At 45.4% G+C, this 16,403-nt stretch carries 16 protein-coding genes and 2 pseudogenes; 9 read left to right on the top strand and 9 right to left on the bottom strand.

Features of this window, described 5'->3' with window-relative positions:
• Window positions 1–38 precede the first annotated feature (38 nt).
• The 3 genes from R8N47_RS00920 to R8N47_RS00910 are packed head-to-tail and all read left to right on the top strand — an operon-like array spanning window position 39 to window position 2,588.
• A complete protein-coding gene (locus R8N47_RS00920) occupies window positions 39–1,403 on the top strand; it encodes a cytochrome ubiquinol oxidase subunit I (RefSeq protein WP_064354697.1) in 1,365 nt (454 codons plus the stop codon).
• A gap of 28 nt (window positions 1,404–1,431) precedes the next feature.
• Window positions 1,432–2,439: a cytochrome d ubiquinol oxidase subunit II gene (gene cydB, locus R8N47_RS00915; protein WP_064354696.1), complete on the top strand. Its 1,008-nt coding sequence runs from the start codon at window positions 1,432–1,434 to the stop codon at window positions 2,437–2,439.
• A gap of 20 nt (window positions 2,440–2,459) precedes the next feature.
• On the top strand, window positions 2,460–2,588 hold the full coding sequence (locus R8N47_RS00910; RefSeq protein ID WP_017447407.1) for a DUF2474 domain-containing protein: 129 nt from the start codon (window positions 2,460–2,462) through the stop codon (window positions 2,586–2,588).
• A gap of 133 nt (window positions 2,589–2,721) precedes the next feature.
• Here R8N47_RS00910 and R8N47_RS00905 read toward each other — a convergent pair whose 3' ends face one another.
• The 3 genes from R8N47_RS00905 to R8N47_RS00895 all read right to left on the bottom strand — a co-directional run bounded on the left by R8N47_RS00905 (window position 2,722) and on the right by R8N47_RS00895 (window position 4,957).
• The gene (locus R8N47_RS00905) at window positions 2,722–3,228 is read right to left on the bottom strand and encodes a hypothetical protein (protein WP_064354695.1); all 507 of its coding nucleotides are present in this window, start codon (window positions 3,226–3,228) and stop codon (window positions 2,722–2,724) included.
• On the bottom strand, window positions 3,221–3,946 hold the full coding sequence (gene hxpB / locus R8N47_RS00900) for a hexitol phosphatase HxpB (protein ID WP_054574664.1): 726 nt from the start codon (window positions 3,944–3,946) through the stop codon (window positions 3,221–3,223). Before hxpB ends, R8N47_RS00905 begins: the two co-directional genes overlap by 8 nt.
• Window positions 3,947–4,075: 129 nt before the next feature.
• Entirely contained in the window at window positions 4,076–4,957 is an 882-nt protein-coding gene (locus R8N47_RS00895; RefSeq protein ID WP_064354694.1) for a LysR family transcriptional regulator, read from the bottom strand.
• Window positions 4,958–5,054: 97 nt separating this feature from the next.
• On the opposite strand from R8N47_RS00895, the gene budA reads away from it, so the two are divergent.
• The 3 genes from budA to R8N47_RS00880 are packed head-to-tail and all read left to right on the top strand — an operon-like array spanning window position 5,055 to window position 8,328.
• Window positions 5,055–5,840: an acetolactate decarboxylase gene (budA, locus tag R8N47_RS00890; RefSeq protein ID WP_005382707.1), complete on the top strand. Its 786-nt coding sequence runs from the start codon at window positions 5,055–5,057 to the stop codon at window positions 5,838–5,840.
• A gap of 29 nt (window positions 5,841–5,869) precedes the next feature.
• On the top strand, window positions 5,870–7,573 hold the full coding sequence (gene alsS / locus R8N47_RS00885; protein ID WP_213913553.1) for an acetolactate synthase AlsS: 1,704 nt from the start codon (window positions 5,870–5,872) through the stop codon (window positions 7,571–7,573).
• The gene (locus tag R8N47_RS00880; RefSeq protein ID WP_064354692.1) at window positions 7,570–8,328 is read left to right on the top strand and encodes an SDR family NAD(P)-dependent oxidoreductase; all 759 of its coding nucleotides are present in this window, start codon (window positions 7,570–7,572) and stop codon (window positions 8,326–8,328) included. Before alsS ends, R8N47_RS00880 begins: the two co-directional genes overlap by 4 nt.
• A 90-nt stretch (window positions 8,329–8,418) precedes the next feature.
• On the opposite strand, the gene R8N47_RS00875 is transcribed toward R8N47_RS00880, so the two are convergent.
• Both R8N47_RS00875 and R8N47_RS00870 read right to left on the bottom strand, forming a co-directional pair.
• Window positions 8,419–10,332 (bottom strand): BCCT family transporter, encoded by a 1,914-nt coding sequence (locus R8N47_RS00875; protein WP_064354691.1) that lies wholly within the window; start codon window positions 10,330–10,332, stop codon window positions 8,419–8,421.
• Window positions 10,333–10,463: 131 nt separating this feature from the next.
• Entirely contained in the window at window positions 10,464–10,772 is a 309-nt protein-coding gene (locus R8N47_RS00870; protein ID WP_226083206.1) for a TPMT family class I SAM-dependent methyltransferase, read from the bottom strand.
• Between R8N47_RS00870 and R8N47_RS00865 the strand changes: the two are divergent.
• The 3 genes and pseudogenes from R8N47_RS00865 to R8N47_RS00855 all read left to right on the top strand — a co-directional run.
• Window positions 10,757–10,981 (top strand): annotated as a pseudogene (locus R8N47_RS00865) (molybdopterin containing oxidoreductase); the annotation flags it as partial. The gene R8N47_RS00870 and the pseudogene R8N47_RS00865 overlap by 16 nt on opposite strands.
• Window positions 10,982–11,057: 76 nt before the next feature.
• A pseudogene (locus tag R8N47_RS00860) lies at window positions 11,058–11,676 on the top strand (c-type cytochrome).
• 102 nt (window positions 11,677–11,778) lie between these two features.
• Window positions 11,779–12,270, top strand: a complete 492-nt coding sequence (locus R8N47_RS00855) for a hypothetical protein (RefSeq protein ID WP_064354689.1) — start codon at window positions 11,779–11,781, stop codon at window positions 12,268–12,270.
• A 3-nt stretch (window positions 12,271–12,273) separates the two neighbouring features.
• On the opposite strand, the gene R8N47_RS00850 is transcribed toward R8N47_RS00855, so the two are convergent.
• The 4 genes from R8N47_RS00850 to R8N47_RS00835 all read right to left on the bottom strand — a co-directional run bounded on the left by R8N47_RS00850 (window position 12,274) and on the right by R8N47_RS00835 (window position 16,365).
• Window positions 12,274–12,870, bottom strand: a complete 597-nt coding sequence (locus R8N47_RS00850; protein WP_064354688.1) for a methyltransferase domain-containing protein — start codon at window positions 12,868–12,870, stop codon at window positions 12,274–12,276.
• A 136-nt stretch (window positions 12,871–13,006) separates the two neighbouring features.
• Complete coding sequence (locus R8N47_RS00845; RefSeq protein ID WP_017820353.1) at window positions 13,007–14,209, bottom strand: phenylacetate--CoA ligase family protein; 1,203 nt, start codon at window positions 14,207–14,209, stop codon at window positions 13,007–13,009.
• A 9-nt stretch (window positions 14,210–14,218) separates the two neighbouring features.
• Window positions 14,219–15,040: an ABC transporter ATP-binding protein gene (locus tag R8N47_RS00840; RefSeq protein WP_064354687.1), complete on the bottom strand. Its 822-nt coding sequence runs from the start codon at window positions 15,038–15,040 to the stop codon at window positions 14,219–14,221.
• Between the two features lie 80 nt (window positions 15,041–15,120).
• Window positions 15,121–16,365, bottom strand: coding sequence for an ABC transporter substrate-binding protein (locus R8N47_RS00835; protein WP_005373285.1), 1,245 nt, complete (start codon window positions 16,363–16,365; stop codon window positions 15,121–15,123).
• Window positions 16,366–16,403: the final 38 nt, after the last annotated feature.

Raw genomic sequence — 16,403 nt, 5'->3', positions numbered from 1 at the left:
AGCTCTCTCATAAAACTTAAAAGATCAAAGGAAGTTTAATGTTTGGCCTCGACGCATTTATGCTTGCACGGATACAGTTCGCCTTTACCGTATCCTTTCATATTATTTTCCCCGCTATCACCATAGGTTTGGCCACCTATCTCGCCGTGTTGGAAGGTTTATGGCTAAAAACACGTAATCCCGATTACCAAAAGCTCTATTACTTCTGGTCGAAAATTTTTGCGGTTAACTTTGGAATGGGTGTTGTATCTGGTCTTGTCATGGCCTATCAATTCGGCACCAATTGGAGTGGTTTCTCCGACTTCGCTGGTTCTATCACAGGCCCATTACTGACTTATGAAGTGTTAACGGCTTTCTTTCTCGAAGCCGGATTTCTTGGCGTAATGCTGTTTGGGTGGCGTCGCGTCGGCGAAAAGCTGCACTTTTTTGCAACCTCGATGGTGGCGTTAGGAACGATCATTTCGACGTTCTGGATTCTCGCCTCCAACAGTTGGATGCAAACGCCACAAGGCTATGAAATTGTCGACGGACGTGTGGTGCCAACCGACTGGTTTGCTATCGTTTTCAATCCTTCATTTCCTTATCGTTTGGCGCACATGAGCGTCGCGGCTTTCGTCAGTTCAGCACTCTTTGTAGGCGCGTCAGCCGCTTGGCATTTATTGAGAGGCAATCAATCGACTGCGGTAAAAACCATGTTTTCGATGTCGCTAGGGATCTTAGTGTTCCTTGCGCCACTCCAAGCCGTGATTGGCGATGTGCATGGGCTAAACACTCTGGAACACCAGCCCGCCAAAATCGCTGCCATCGAAGGACATTGGGATAACAGTGATGGCAAACCAACCCCATTGATTTTGTTCGGCATGCCAAACATGGAACAAGAACGCACAGACTATGCCTTAGAAATTCCTGTTCTAGGAAGTTTGATCCTACGCCACAGTTTAACTGAGCCAATCCCGGCGCTGAAAGACTTTCCGAAAGAGGAACGACCGAACTCACCTATCGTCTTTTGGTCATTTCGAATCATGGTCGGGCTAGGACTTCTGATGATTTTTCAAAGCTTCTACAGCATGTGGTTACGAAAAAAGAACACGCTTTATACCTCGCGTTGGTTCCTCAAATTTTCATTGTTTATGGGGCCATCTGGTCTTATCGCAATACTCGCTGGCTGGTTTACGACAGAGGTTGGTCGACAACCTTGGGTCGTGTATGGCGTACAAAAAACGCGTGATGCGGTTTCTGCACACGGAGACCTACAAATGAGCATCAGCCTGCTGTGTTTCCTTGTTGTGTACAGCTTGGTGTTTGGTTTTGGGTATTACTACATGATCCACCAAATCAAGAAAGGCCCCGATGCAATCGAGCACGATGAGCACGACATGACGACCGTTTCAGGCCGCATCTAGAATTTGTCACAAAGTTAAGGTAGAGAATATGCATTTTGATTTATCCGTGATTTGGTTCGCGATCATCGTTTTTGCCACTTTGATGTACATCATCATGGACGGCTTCGATTTGGGTATTGGAATACTGATGCCCTTCATCAAGGATGAAAAACAAAAAGACGTCATGGTCAACAGTGTCGCGCCGGTTTGGGACGGAAACGAAACTTGGATTGTGCTTGGAGGTGCATCTCTATTTGGCGCTTTTCCCATGGCTTACGCGGTAATTATTGAAGCGCTAACCATCCCTTTGACGTTGATGTTGATTGCTTTGATCTTTCGTGGCGTCGCGTTTGAGTTTCGCTTTAAAGCATTGGAAAACCACTTAAAGTTCTGGGACCGTTCTTTTATGGTCGGCTCGATTTTAACCACGTTTTTCCAAGGCATCGTTGTTGGCGCGGTAATTCAAGGCTTTGCGGTGGAAAACCGCGTCTTCGTAGGTAGCCAACTAGACTGGCTTACCCCTTTTCCCATCTTTTGCGGTTTGGGTTTAGTCGCAACGTACGCGCTGCTCGGTAGCACATGGCTCATCATGAAGACGGAAGGTGCACTGCAAAACACGATGTACCGCTTCACTAATAAAACACTACTGGCGATGATCTCCGCATTAGTCATTGTGAGCGCTTGGACTCCACTTGCTTACCCTACCATTGCGGAAAGATGGTTTTCTCTGCCGAATTTGTTCTACTTACTGCCCGTACCAGTCATTACTGGACTGGTATGTTTGAAGATTGCTGACTCCGTTAAAAAGCGTAAAGAGCGCAGCCCTTTCGTGATGGCGCTAGTGATCGTGATTCTCGGGTTCGCAGGGCTTGGTATCAGTATCTGGCCAAATATCATTCCTCCTAGCATATCAATATGGGAAGCAGCGGCTCCTGCAAGCAGTCAGCGCTTTATGCTCGTTGGAGCGGTGATCATCATCCCGATCATTCTGGCTTACACCTTTTGGAGTTATTACGTCTTCTCTGGAAAAGTGAAAGAAGACGAAGCGTACCATTAACGAGTTGATAAGGAGTGAGTATGAAAGTCAAAAATTGGTGCCGCCAATGGGCGTGGATGGTTGGAATTTGGGTCGTTAGCGTCGCTGCATTAGGGTTAGTGTCTATGTTATTTCGCGTCATGATGACCGCTGCAGGGTTAAAATCTTAGCGCGGCATTTTTAAGTCAATAAAAAATGGATGCCTCTAGATCTTGTGTAAGAGCTAGAGGCGTTGAACCTAATACTCAATCTTAATGAAAAAGCCAAGCGTTAAGAATCTACTCAAAACATTCTTTCATAAGTCTACATTGCCTGAAGTCGTTCATGCATGCTTACGAGATCAAAAGGTTCAAGCTTTTTCGCAATGCTCAGTAATGCTTCCTTTTTATCTTGCGGTAAACTTTGAAACTTCGACTCTAAACGTAAATCCACTTTGCTAAAAAGTAGCTTTCTAATTTGACTAGCTTTTGCCTTTGATAATTGCAATCCATCATTATCGGAGGTTTCAATTATCATGATAATTCTTGCTAAATCACTGAATTCATCATCAGAGCATAAATAAAGTGATTGTTTGTATAAATAGCCAACCGAAATTTCAAAATCAATATTAAGCGCTTGAATCTGACTGGCAATGTTTTCACTCATATCACTTTGAGAAGCAGAGTTGATACAATCATCAAATCGCCTTTCAAATGTAACAAATCGATTATTGAGCTCGTCCAACATAGTCGTATCTTTTGCGAATGATTCTATAGGTAAAACCAATAAGAACATTGGCAGTAGGTATTTTTTCAGCGATCGGCTATTCACAATCAAGTCCTTCTTCTAAAAAACTTTCATGCGGTGTTGGTGCAAGTGTTGCTTTCAAATTCAAGTCCATTAAACTCGCCAAATGGCTTTCATTAAACTCTGATAGCTTTTGCAGCTTTAGACTGGCTTCATTAAACTCTTGGTAGAACTTATCAGGTTGAGGTATCACGACTGTTTTTATGTTTGCTCGTGTTGCCGCAAGCATACCCGAATAAGAGTCTTCAAAGGCAATACAGTTACTTGAATCTACACCTAGTTTATTGATTGTTGAAAGGTAGACATCTGGCTCTGGCTTACCCTGCTCTACATCGTCTGACGATGATATCGCGTCAAAGTAACTGGCAATACCGAGTTTGTTCAAAATGATGGGAATGAGTTGATAAGGTGAATTAGTAGACAACCCTATCTTAAACCCTTTTTCCTTAAGCAATTTGAGTGTTTCTGTAACACCCTCTAATTCGCATCCTTTTTCAATTATTAATGCCTCCACTTTATCCACAACAGCATTCTCTACTTCCTCTAGGCTCTTTTCTTGCCAAGGATTACGTTCATACCAAAACCTTGTTACTTCACCTGTCGTCATAGTTGCAGTCTGCTTTGACAGCACTTCGGTCACTTGGACACCAACTGATGAAAACACCTGCTTTTCCGCTTCCTTCCACAAAGGTTCTGAATCAATCAGCAACCCGTCCATATCAAAGACCGCAGCGTATATCATTGGTACATCCTCAGTAAGTTCTATTCGTTGAGTAAGATTTGTCTATTCAACCAAAGCATAGCTTTGCATATAACGAGTGAGAGTATCACATTTGCCTGTGGCTATCAGAGCCAATTCGATGACTCATCTTTAAGCCTCAACATGACCGATGTGCATGGCTACTTTTAGCGCTTGTTTATTGAGATTAGATGCCTCCCAAGCAACAACAACACGACTAATGAGAGGGATATTATCAATCTCAGCGACTGTCGCGGAATCATCGAGATGTTCAGCCAGTGAGCGCGGAACGAGAGCAATACCTAACCCGGCCTGCGCCATGGCAATCGTCGTACGAAGTTGCGGTGCTGCGAACTGTGGTTCGAGCCTTACTCCTGCGTCGGCAAAAAGTGTGCTCATGCCATCAAACAATGCGGGTCCAGTCTCTCGTGGAAACAGTAAAATTTTATGGCCTCTCAACTGTTTCATCTGGATACAGGGATATTTTGCCAGTTCGTGGCCCGCCGGAATCACTGCGACAAACGGGTCGTTAAACAACACCTTGTGCTCAAAAGGCTCACTGGCGTAACAGGGTAGCCGCATGATTGCGAGATCAAGTTGTTTGCTTTTTAACTGAGTGGCAAGCTCTGGCATTGATAGTTCCGCCGTCTGTAAATGAACCCCATTCTCTTGAATACGCCCAATCTTCTCCAATACCTTAATGCAGGTTGATGTTGACGTCGCGAACCCAATTTTAACCTGCGTATTTTCACCACGAGCAATCTGACGAGCTTTTGCTTTAGCGCGTTCCACATCAGCAAGAATATTTACCGCATCCGTATAAAAGACTTGCCCTGCACGGGTCAGCTCTACTCCTCTAGACAAGCGCTTAAATAAGTCCACGCCAAGCTCGTGCTCTAGCTTTTTGATTTGTTGACTCAAAGGAGGTTGCGCAATCCCTAACTGTTCAGCTGCTCGGGTAAAGTGACGAGTCTCGGCGACCGAGACAAAATACTTCAGGTAGCGAAATTCCATATATTTTCCATATCAAAATAAATCTTTTTTATATTGGATTTAGCACCGTGTAGAAGTCAATCTAAATATACTCTTCATTGCATAACTGGTCTTACTCATGCGTGGATTTTATAACCCTCTATGTGCTTGTTCGCTTGAAGTAGCGAAAGAATTTTCTGAATACCATCACGTTACCGGAGATGGTGAGATTTATCAGACTTCGTTAATGAGTGCTTTGATCGCTGGAGTTTACGAAGGTTCAACAACCATAGAAGAACTGCTGAAACATGGGGATTTTGGTTTAGGTACGTTCAATGAATTGGATGGTGAGTTGATTGCTTTTGATAAGGAAGTTTTTCAACTCAAGTCGGATGGCTCCGCAAACCCGGCAGACCTGGCGCAAAAAACGCCCTTTGCTGTCATGACTTTTTTTAAACCTGATATCGAGCTGCCACTGACATCGCGCATGTCACGTCATGAAGTCCATAACCTCATAGACGACATGGTTCCAAGCGATAACCTATTTTGCGCAGTGCGCATTGATGGCGTTTTCGATTCAGTTCGCACTCGTACCGTACCTAAACAAACACGCCCTTATCGGCCAATGCTTGAAGTGGTCAAAGAACAACCAACATTCCGCTTCACGCATAAGCAAGGCGTGGTCGCCGGCTTTCGCAGTCCTAAATACACGACTGGCATTAATGTGCCCGGCTATCACGAACACTTTATTACCGATGACCGCCAAGGAGGTGGTCATATCCAGGATTACAGCATTTCGTCAGGGTTCCTCCAGATTGGCAAAGTCTCACGGCTAGTGATTGATACCCCAGTATCGACAGACTTCCTCAACGCCAATTTGGCTCCGGAAGATATAAATACCGCCATAGAAAAGGCGGAAAAGTAACAAAGTCAGGCAAATAATAAGGACAACAAATGCAATCCAAACCTTCAAATAAAAATGGAGCTCAGTTGATCGCTCAACAGCTAGAGTCTCTCGGCATTAAGTACATTTTCGGTATTCCTGGTGCAAAAATAGATCGACTGTTCGATGCGATTGAAGACACTAACATCCAAATGATTCCGGTACGTCACGAGGCTAACGGCGCGTTTATGGCGGGCGTTATGGGAAGACTAACCAGCAAAGCAGGCGTCACAATGGTTACGTCAGGCCCTGGCTGTGGAAATCTAGTTACGGGGGTTGCAACAGCAAACTCCGAAGGCGATCCGCTGATTGCTATCGGTGGTGCGGTGAAACGAACTGACCAGCAAAAACAAACACACCAGAGCATGGATACCGTCAGTATTTTTCGCTCTATAACTAAGTTCAGTGCTGAAGTGCAGCATGTGGACGCCGCAAGCGAGATCATGGCGAACGCATTTCGTATCGCAGAGTCAGGTCGTCCTGGGGCTTGCTTTTTGAGTCTCCCCCAAGATGTTTTATCCGAGCAAACCCAAACGGACATTATTGTCCCCTCGCCTTACACACAGCCTGGTTGCGCAGACATCGCAGCAATCGAAGAAGCGGTCAGTCGAATCAGTAAAGCAAAGCGCTGTGTGGTTTTACTTGGCCTTCACGCGAGCCGCAGTCAAAACGCTACTGCTATCGCTCGGTTTCTTCAAAATACGCAGCTACCCGTTGTCGGCACTTACCAGGCCGCCGGCACGGTAGACATCAATTACTATCATCACTTTGCTGGGCGTGTCGGTTTGTTTAATAACCAACCTGGCGATGTTTTACTGCGGGACGCCGATTTAATTCTCACCATCGGCTTTAGCCCAATAGAGTATGACCCTGAGCTTTGGAACAGCCACCGCAACCCAGTGATTCACCTCGATATTGAACCGGCAGAATACCAACTTAATTATCAGCCTTGTGTTGAAATCGTCGGAAACATTGCGCAGTCATTAGACAAGATGGGCAGCTATATCTCTGAATATGCTCGTCTTTCCCCAACAGCACTTTCAGTACTGGAAGAGGTAGCACTGCAACGGCAAGTGATCAAAACCTATCCCAATGTCTATCACAAGCAAGGATTTCATCCACTGGCACTGATTAAAGCCATGCAATCTATCATCACACCAGATACCACGCTATGCCTTGATATGGGGAGCTTCCACATCTGGATCGCTCGTTACTTAAGCTGTTTTCGAGCTCGCCAAATGCTGGTGTCTAACGGCCAACAAACGATGGGCGTTGCACTACCATGGGCCATTGGTGCCAGCCTACTAAAACCTGGTAGCAAAGTGGTATCGATATCAGGAGACGGCGGTTTTATGCAATCGAGCATGGAGTTAGAAACCGCGGTTAGACTGAACTGCAATATCGTCCATATTGTGTGGGTTGATAACGCCTACAACATGGTAGAAATGCAAGAGATCAACAAATATCAGCGCTGCTCTGGTGTGAAATTTGGACCAATTGATTTCAAGGCGTACGCCGAATCATTTGGCGCGAAAGGCTTCGCAGTGACTAGTCAACACGAATTGCTACCGACATTGAATAAAGCCATGGACGTTGAAGGACCAGCAGTGGTGGCTATCCCCGTAGATTACAGCGACAACGACAAACTGATGTTGCCGCGCACAGAGAAAAATCAAGATCCCGTTTTTGTAAGTTTCGAAGGAGAAATCGCATGAGAGGATTAAAAAATAAAGTCGCACTCGTCACTGGTTCTGCCAATGGTATTGGTTTGGCCATCGCAAAACGTTTGTATGAAGAAGGCGCAAACGTCGCTCTTGCCGATTGGAATGAAGAGCAGTTGGCAAACGCCGTTGAGGGCTTTGATAAACAGCGTGTGTCGGCACATTCCATTGATGTTTCTGATCCAGACAAAGTCGCAGCACTGATTTCTGATGTTGTTACCCGTTTCGGTAAACTGGATATTTTAGTAAACAATGCTGGCGTACATGTCCCAGGTTCCGTGATTGAAGGTAGTTTGGAAGACTGGAAGAAGATCTCTGGTGTAAACATTGATGGTGTTGTTTATTGCGCGAAGTTTGCTTTGCCTGAACTCTTAAAAACGAAAGGTTGTATGGTAAATACCGCGTCCGTTTCCGGTTTGGGTGGTGACTGGGGTGCCGCATTCTATTGCGCGAGTAAAGGCGCAGTGGTGAACCTTACCCGAGCGATGGCATTGGACCATGGTGCGGATGGGGTAAGAATTAACGCCGTATGCCCAAGTTTAGTAAAAACCAACATGACAAACGGCTGGCCGCAGGACATCCGCGATAAATTCAATGAGCGCATTGCGCTTGGCCGAGCAGCCGAACCTGAAGAAATTGCGTCTGTCGTGACTTTCTTGGCAAGTGATGACGCATCTTTCATTAATGGCGTAAACCTACCTGTAGACGGCGGTGCCACCGCATCAGATGGTCAACCTAAAATAGTGTAAGCATTAACACTGATTGAGCAGAATTTTTAACTGTAAGGTATCCACGCAAAAAAAGAGCCGAGTTTGTACTCGGCTCTTGTGTGCCTGTTCTTAAGCCTGCGATGTTGCTAAACCTGCCGACGCGCCGCCTAATAACACATGATTAAATTCCATTCGAGATTCTTGGGCTTGCTCAGACAGTTCTTGTTTCTTCTTTTGAGCCAACTCAAGCGCTTCGGTTAGTTGCTGTAGCTCTGTTTGCATCTCTTCTGGTAAATGATGGTCCGAAAACCCAGATTCACAGCTGTGTTCTAAGGCAAATGCGCGAATTCTCTTACGCATGCTCATCAGGGCCGCCATTGCTTCGCGCTCTTCTTCAGCCGCCTGTTGAGCTAAGTCTTTAAAGCGCTCAAATTTCGCCAAAGCCATTCCCTCTGTTGACCAAGGGTCAATTTCCGGCAGTTCTTCAATGTTAATGGTTGGCTCTTCGTATTCTGCTTGATGTTTAATATCTAGGCTCGCCGCGCGGACAAAGGACACCATCAACATCACCGAGATAACTAACAACGGTAAACCTCCCACGATCGCAGCGGTTTGTAATGTCGATAAACCTCCCATGAACATTAGGACGGTTGGCAGAAAAGACAAAGTAAACGCCCAGAACAAACGGTTCCAGCGCATCGGTTCTTCCGTCACATCATTTTGAACCACAGACGCAAGAATGTACGAGATAGAGTCAAACGAAGTCGCCGTAAAAATGATACACAATAGTGTAAAAACACCAATAACGATTGGCCCTAACGGTAATGTGTCTAACGTTGCAAAAATAGCCGCTGGCGCGCCTGATTCGTTGAGGATTGCAATGACATCAAGCTCACCCGTCAATTGCAACGATAAACCATAGTTACCTAAAACAATGAAGAATAAGAAACAACCTAAAGAACCGTAAAATATAGAACCTACGACCATCTGTTTGATCGTTCTTCCACGCGAGATACGCGCAACAAACAATCCCATACAAGGAGCAAAGACCAACCACCATGCCCAGTAGAAAATAGTCCAGTCTTGCGGGAAGTGTGTATCTGTAAACTCACCATAACCACCAAACGGCTCCGCCCAGGTAGCCATAACAAAGAAGTTAGACAACATACGACCAATTGAATCTAAGCCCGTTTCTAACATGAACACGGTTGGCCCAACGGCAAGTATAAAGAGTAACAAGCCCATCGCACCCCAGAAGTTAATGTTACTAAGGAATTTGATCCCCTTCTCAAGCCCTGCATACGCGGAGTAACCAAAAATAGCAGTACAGAGAAGTAATACAGCCACTTGGCTGAAGGTATTGTTTGGAAGACCGAAGATATGATGTAGACCACCATTGATAAGAGGCGCTGCTAAGCCAAGCGTAGTCGCCGCGCCACCCAACATACCAAAAATAAACAACACATCAATAAACTTGCCAATACCACCGTTTGCACGCTTTTCTCCTAATACAGGCATTAACGCACTAGAGATTTTCAAAACAGGTTGTTTGCGTACATAAAAGAAGTAAGCGATAGGCAGAGCAGGAATAAGGTAAATTGACCAAGCAATCGGTCCCCAGTGAAACAGACCATAAGTCGCGGCCCAGCGAATGGCTTCTTCACTGCCTGCTTCCAACTGAAATGGTGGTGATTGATAGTAGTATGCCCACTCGATACACCCCCAATACAGAATACTTGCGCCAATACCTCCACAAAATAGCATTGCAGCCCATGAGGCGTTACCAAATTCTGGTTGCTCGTCGGCTTCACCAAGTTTGATTTGGCCAAGATCGCTGAACACGGTGTAAATCATAAAACACATTGCTGCGATACCCAGTGCGAGGTATAACACACCAAGCTTATCGGTCATGAAAAATTTGGCCGAAGCTATCCAATCCGCACCTTGTGTGGGAAATAAAATTAAGGGTATAACGACGCTGAGTAAAAGAAAGAGTGAGCCTAAGAAGGTAGGCTTATCGATGAGAGAAAATGATTTGTCCATATTATATATCCTTATATTTTCAAAGGACATGATCCACATTTCTCGCAACTTCGCCAATTCACAACACTTATCGTTACCACAAGAATAATTGTCTTTAAAAGATGCATTATGTGACGCTGATTTTGTATTCATTATTTGATGCCATAGCGTTTAAATACGGCAACTTTTCTGCCACACCATCCAGCGCTCCTACCTTTAAAAACCTCAACACTGTTTGCCACCACTGAGGATTCCACAAGCTTAAACGTCGGTTCTAGATAACCCTCCAACTCCCCACTTCGCAAACAAAATGGAGGGAAGCGAGAGTGGTAATCATCATCTATAACGAAACAACCAATTAACAAACCGTCTCTTGTCAGCAATTTATCCACCATAGCAAAGTAATCTGGCCACTGGTCTCTCGGTAGTGCAGCGAGAAAGGATTGATTTTGGCGCAACATGTATGGATGCCGAACTCGCAGCCCCAGCCAATGACAGCGCTTGGCAGACGTTCAACGCCAAAGTGACATTCCCCCAAGCGGGCTACTACGAAGTTGGGGCAAAGGCGACTGATGACCAAGAGGTGGGCCAACCTTTTGCTATCACATGGAACCCGAAAGGTTACCTCAACAACACCTTCCACCGAATCGCGCTGATTGTTAAGGGTTAAACATGAAGGGGGAATAACAGTGAAAGCAACATCCTTAAATAAGCGGGTTTTCCCGCTCTCGTTTACTTTTCTCGCGCTGTTAAGTTACTCAGCCTTAGCAAACAATGACGAGTTGATAGCCGCAGGCGAACAGCAAGCGATGGTGTGTAAAGCTTGTCACCAGTTTGAAAAATGGAGGAAGTGCTTGTGGGGCTGCCTCTTTGGGGCTTAGCAGAGCGTGATATTGCCGGCTTTACAGGCTTCAATTACAGCGAAGCCATCAAACAGCATCAAGGTCAATGGGACGCAGAAAAACTGGATGCTTTTTTGGCGTCACCACCAGAGTTTGCTCCGGGCACAAACATGGTCTTTCCCGGCGTAAAAGACCCGGGTGCGCGAGCCGCAATCATTGCATGGCTAGCAACCCAAAACCCTACACGCCACCAGATTGGAATACTGCTTCATCTGAAATGGAGGTCAAATCAGCTGGTGATGGGATATTAGCGCCAGGAGAGAATATGGAACTCGTCGCGGCAGTCTGCTCAGCCTGTCATTCGTTACACATGGTCACACAACAATGACTAAGCCGCCAACGATGAGATGAAACCTTAGACTGGATGATTGAAGAGCAAGGGATGGATGAACTGCCGGGTGATAATCGCGAAGCCATTCTGAAATACCTTTCGACCTATTATGGGGGTAACTCCCGCCTTTAAAACTAACGCTTATTGATATTTTACATACGTATTCTTTCTGTGTGAGTATCCCCTCAACAGGAATAGAGTGAAGTAACCTCTGTTATTTCACAGTATGTATCGATGAGGTTTAAAAGATTGAAGGCAGAAGAGTTTTTTGACAACCATTACCTTTCTATTTGGGTTTTTCTTGTTGGCGTGGCAGTCATTACCTTGATTATGATGGGAGGCGGCATGGCAGTAACGTTGCTGGCAATATTGATTGACCAGTCGTCTGAGCACTTAACTACTGATACTTTCTTGGCTCTAAACTTTTCTTTTGCTGGGGTCATGACTCTACTGCTTGTTATCCCAAGCATGATGATTGTTAGAGGCAAACCTAAAGCGGCAGAAATCAACTTAATCAATATTTACTTTCAGTTCCTTGTTTACGCTCTTGGCCTATTCCTTCTTGAAGATGAACATAAACTTTTTTTTGTTAGTTTTGTACTTTTTCCTATTATCGCTCTCTGGCTCATGGCATCGACCAAATATCATACATTTGTGACTTACTTTTCAGCGATTCACAAAGAACCAGACAGTTTCCGCGAATACTTTCTAAAGAAGTCTCAGTGACGACTAACGTTTCTGCCACACCATCCATTGCTCTCTGCCTTTAAAAACCTCAACACTGTTTACCACCACTGAGGATTCCACAAGTTCAAACGTGGGCTCTAGAAAAGATGCCAGTTCCCCACTTCTCAAACAAAATGGAGGGAAGCGTGATAGGTAATTATCATCAATGACGAAAAAACCAATTAGAAAACCTCCGCTTGGCAATAATTTATCCACCATAGCAAAGTATTCTGACCACATGTCTCTTGGTAGTGCTGCGAGAAAGGCCCGCTCGTAAATGACATCAAACGAGTGAGAAAAATCGGCATTAAATACATCACCCAATACGACTTTATCTTTGTAGTTACCTAACGTTGATTGCGCCATTTTTACCGCTTCTTGGCTGTAATCCATCGCGATCACGTCATGCCCATATTGAATAAAAGTGCTCAGTTCATAAGCGGCACCACACCCAGGAATAAACACTGACTGGCCTACATGAAGTGAATTGTCGAGATAGTCCTTGAGTTCTTGAGGTGTCGATTGGGCATCCCAAGGCATAGTGCCTCGGATAAACAAATCATCCCAGAATTGTGTGTTAATCATTGGTGCCTGTTTCATTTACCCGCTCCCTGATTGCGGTAGTAAAAAATAAAGGGATACGCAGCGCAATGTGGTATCCCTTTTCTAGCCTTTTGTCTGACGTTGTTAGTTTTTTATGACAACCACTTTCTACTGCACTTATGCCACCAATGAGTTAACTGCGAAGATCATTGATTAACGGCTGCTCCACTTGGTTCGGTACAAACTGGACATTGCCTTTCAGTTTAGTGACAGACTGGAGTGTTGCTTGAATGTCCTCTGCTGATACATGCACATCATGACAACAGAAAGTAATGGCATCGTTGAAGCCATCGCGCTCAATTTTCAAGGAGCCTTTAATATCGTGGCGACGACAGACTTCTTGGATTTGATGCGGATAAACAAACAGCCCTTTTACTTTCACCGCGGAGTCTGCTCGTCCCATCCAGCCCTTAATTCGTGCATTCGTGCGTGAAGAATCAGAACTTGTCTCTAGATATGCCGATAAATCTCCCGTTGCGTAGCGAATCAGCGGGAACTTCTCATCGAACGACGTTACAACGACTTCACCGACTTCTCCCGGTTGTACAGGAACACCATCAGGATCAACGATTTCAACAATAATATCTTCGGCAATCACTAATCCTTGTTCACCAGACACTTGATAAGCAATCAAACCAAGCTCTGCACTTGCGTAGGCTTGAAAGACTGCAATGCCTTTTTCCTCAAACATCTGTTGCATGCCTGCTGTAACCGCTTCACCAGAGACCAGAGCTTTCTCAAAGCTAGGCAGCTCATTGTATTTCTCTTGGTACTTTTGTAGCAACGTCAGCAAATAAGAAGGTGTGCCAGTGTAACCATTAGGTTGAAGCTGTTTAATTGCCTCTATTTGCGCTTCGGTATTGCCTACTCCAGCCGGAAATACCGCACAGCCACAAGCCCTTGCGCCACCATCCATAATAAATCCGCCAGGAGAGAAATGGTAAGAGAGCGTGTTATGCACTAAATCACCCGCACAGAACCCAGCAGCGTGAAACGCGCGCCCCATACGCCAGAAATCGGCCTCATCCGTTTGAGCCTCATATAAAGGCCCAGGAGACTGAAAAACACGCGCCATTTGACCAATGGCAACGCTATTTAAGCCACCAAACGGCGGTTTAAGTTGCTGCTGATTAGGTACATTGAACTTACGTGTAATCGGGAACTGAGCAAGCCCTTCACGATTGTTTGCCAATGTAGGCTCTAACCCAGAAAAATGCGCCGCGTAATGTTCGCTATTGACTTTCGAATTTTCAATCAACGTTGGCAGACGTTGAAACAACGACTCTTCTCGCGCCTGTAGAGACAACGATTCTTTCGCATCAAATAGTTCGTTCATCCTTGCTCCTTACAACCAACGCTTACGACGTTTGTAAGATTTCAGATTCTTAAAGCTCTTGCGATCTTCATCGCCGCCGCCAAGGTAGAATTCTTTTACGTCTTCATTGTTTAGCAATTCGTGCTTGCTGCCATCTAGTACGATTTTGCCTGATTCCATGATGTAACCGTAATCGGCCGCTTGAAGAGCGAAGTTGGCATTCTGTTCAACCAAAAGCATGGTAATACCTTGCTCTTTGTTGATCTTGTTAATAATGCTGAATACTTCTTTAACTAGCAGTGGAGAAAGCCCCATAGACGGTTCGTCCAACAAAATCATCTTCGGTCGAGCCATTAACGCTCGGCCAATCGCTAACATTTGTTGCTCACCGCCAGACAAATAGCCCGCCAGGCCAGTGCGCTCTTTGAGTCGCGGGAAATAGTCAAACACCATTTCGATGTCTTGTTCAACTTCGTTGTCAGTGCGTGTATAAGCGCCTAAGCGAAGATTTTCTATTACCGTCATATCTTCAACAATTCGGCGCCCTTCCATAACTTGGAAGATGCCCGAACGGACGATCTCTTCCGGGCTTTTGTTGTCTATACGCTCGCCCATGAAGTTGATTTCGCCGCGCGTCACTTCACCATCTTCGGTTTTCAATAAACCAGAAATGGCTTTCAACGTTGTGGATTTACCCGCACCGTTGGCCCCCAGTAAGGTCACAATCTGCCCTTTTGGAACTTCTAAACTCACACCGCAAAGTACTAGTATTACTTCGTCGTAGACGACTTCAATGTTGTTCACTGAAAGCAGTATTTCTGCCGGTTCGATATTCGTTGCTAATTCAGCCATCAAGCTACTCCTTGCTAGGGTGAGAGTGTTCTCTCACCCATCCTTATTTTCAGTAAGCTTTGTTATTAATAAGTCGTAGATTAGTAACCTAGCCAATCGTCACGACGTGACAATGTCACCTGTGATACTTTCTTGATATCAACTGCGCCGCCATCGTTGTTGCCCATAAAGACGTTCACGGTTGTTGTGCCTCGGTGATCTTCCGGTTTCCAGTTCGCAGGGACACAAACACCTTCTAAGCCTTGTGGTACCCAGTTGTCATGGACATACATGCCCTTCTTGATGTTTTCACCTGTGATACCACCGTTGTCTTTCGCCCACTCCATTGCTTCTTTCATATAGAACGCAGAACAAATACCGCGAATGTAATGGTGAGTTCTGAATTCGCCCGGCTCTGATTCAGACTGCTTAGAAATCTCACGGACCAGTTTCATGCCTTCGTTATCGTCTCCCCAAAACGCCGTCATACCTGGGAAAACGTAATCTTTAAGGCCATCGCCTGCTGCTTCAAGCACTGGCTTGTCGCCGCCCCAAATGTTTGCCATGTACTGGAACTCTGTCCCAACCGTGTTACAAGACTTCACTAGTGAGATAACCGAGCTACCGATATTGGCAATGTAACCGTAGTTGGTGCCTGACTCTTTCAGCGACAAACATTGCGCTTTGAAGTCCCCTGGTTTTAGTGACACAACGACTGGGTTTTGCACATCAAAACCAAGCTCTTTGGCGTACTCTGCACACGCTTCTTTTGGCGCATTCGGGAATGGATGGTTATCGCCAATGTGCGTAAATTTCGGCGCACCTTGATTGCCCTTAGATTCCCAATCTTCTTTCGCCCACTTAACTAGCGCACGGCACGCATCTGAGTACGACGCACCATAAAAGAAATTATAAGGCGCTGGTTTCGCGGTTTTTGGGTTTTTGCCAGTTGGGTCAGTTAAGTGACCAGAGTAAGAAGCAGAGAACACCGGCACTTTGTCTTTGGTAACAAACGAAATAAGCGCTTCGGTATCCGCCGTACCCCAACCTTGCAGCGCAACCATGTCTTTACGCGCAACCCAACGTTTATAGTTAGAAATCGCCACTGGTACTTTGTACGCCATGTCTACTGTTTCAAATTCGAGCTCGGTACCGTTAATGCCACCGTTTTGGTTAATCCAACGCAATGCGTCTCGCACGCCAGAACCATAAGGCTTGCTCACATAGGCAGTTGGTCCAGAAAAGTCGACTAATTGCCCGACAAACACAGAATCTTTTGCCCAAGTTGCGGTAGTAAACAGTGCAGATGACAGCACCAACGTTGTCGCTAAATGTCCTTTGTTCATAACTCGTTGTCCTTGTTATTGAGGTATATTCCACTTAA

The sequence above is a fragment of the Vibrio sp. 2132-1 genome (genome assembly GCF_033344315.1).
This window is presented reverse-complemented; position numbering and strand designations above follow the sequence as displayed.

What these genes read in the sequence shown, in the direction of transcription:
- R8N47_RS00920 (WP_064354697.1), top strand. Translation starts at nt 39, where the DNA reads ATGTTTGGCCTCGACGCATTTATGCTTGCACGGATACAGTTCGCCTTT.
- cydB (WP_064354696.1), top strand. Translation starts at nt 1,432, where the DNA reads ATGCATTTTGATTTATCCGTGATTTGGTTCGCGATCATCGTTTTTGCC.
- R8N47_RS00910 (WP_017447407.1), top strand. Translation starts at nt 2,460, where the DNA reads ATGAAAGTCAAAAATTGGTGCCGCCAATGGGCGTGGATGGTTGGAATT.
- hxpB (WP_054574664.1), bottom strand. Translation starts at nt 3,946, where the DNA reads ATGATATACGCTGCGGTCTTTGATATGGACGGGTTGCTGATTGATTCA.
- R8N47_RS00895 (WP_064354694.1), bottom strand. Translation starts at nt 4,957, where the DNA reads ATGGAATTTCGCTACCTGAAGTATTTTGTCTCGGTCGCCGAGACTCGT.
- budA (WP_005382707.1), top strand. Translation starts at nt 5,055, where the DNA reads ATGCGTGGATTTTATAACCCTCTATGTGCTTGTTCGCTTGAAGTAGCG.
- alsS (WP_213913553.1), top strand. Translation starts at nt 5,870, where the DNA reads ATGCAATCCAAACCTTCAAATAAAAATGGAGCTCAGTTGATCGCTCAA.
- R8N47_RS00880 (WP_064354692.1), top strand. Translation starts at nt 7,570, where the DNA reads ATGAGAGGATTAAAAAATAAAGTCGCACTCGTCACTGGTTCTGCCAAT.
- R8N47_RS00875 (WP_064354691.1), bottom strand. Translation starts at nt 10,332, where the DNA reads ATGGACAAATCATTTTCTCTCATCGATAAGCCTACCTTCTTAGGCTCA.
- R8N47_RS00870 (WP_226083206.1), bottom strand. Translation starts at nt 10,772, where the DNA reads ATGTTGCGCCAAAATCAATCCTTTCTCGCTGCACTACCGAGAGACCAG.
- R8N47_RS00855 (WP_064354689.1), top strand. Translation starts at nt 11,779, where the DNA reads ATGAGGTTTAAAAGATTGAAGGCAGAAGAGTTTTTTGACAACCATTAC.
- R8N47_RS00850 (WP_064354688.1), bottom strand. Translation starts at nt 12,870, where the DNA reads ATGAAACAGGCACCAATGATTAACACACAATTCTGGGATGATTTGTTT.
- R8N47_RS00845 (WP_017820353.1), bottom strand. Translation starts at nt 14,209, where the DNA reads ATGAACGAACTATTTGATGCGAAAGAATCGTTGTCTCTACAGGCGCGA.
- R8N47_RS00840 (WP_064354687.1), bottom strand. Translation starts at nt 15,040, where the DNA reads ATGGCTGAATTAGCAACGAATATCGAACCGGCAGAAATACTGCTTTCA.
- R8N47_RS00835 (WP_005373285.1), bottom strand. Translation starts at nt 16,365, where the DNA reads ATGAACAAAGGACATTTAGCGACAACGTTGGTGCTGTCATCTGCACTG.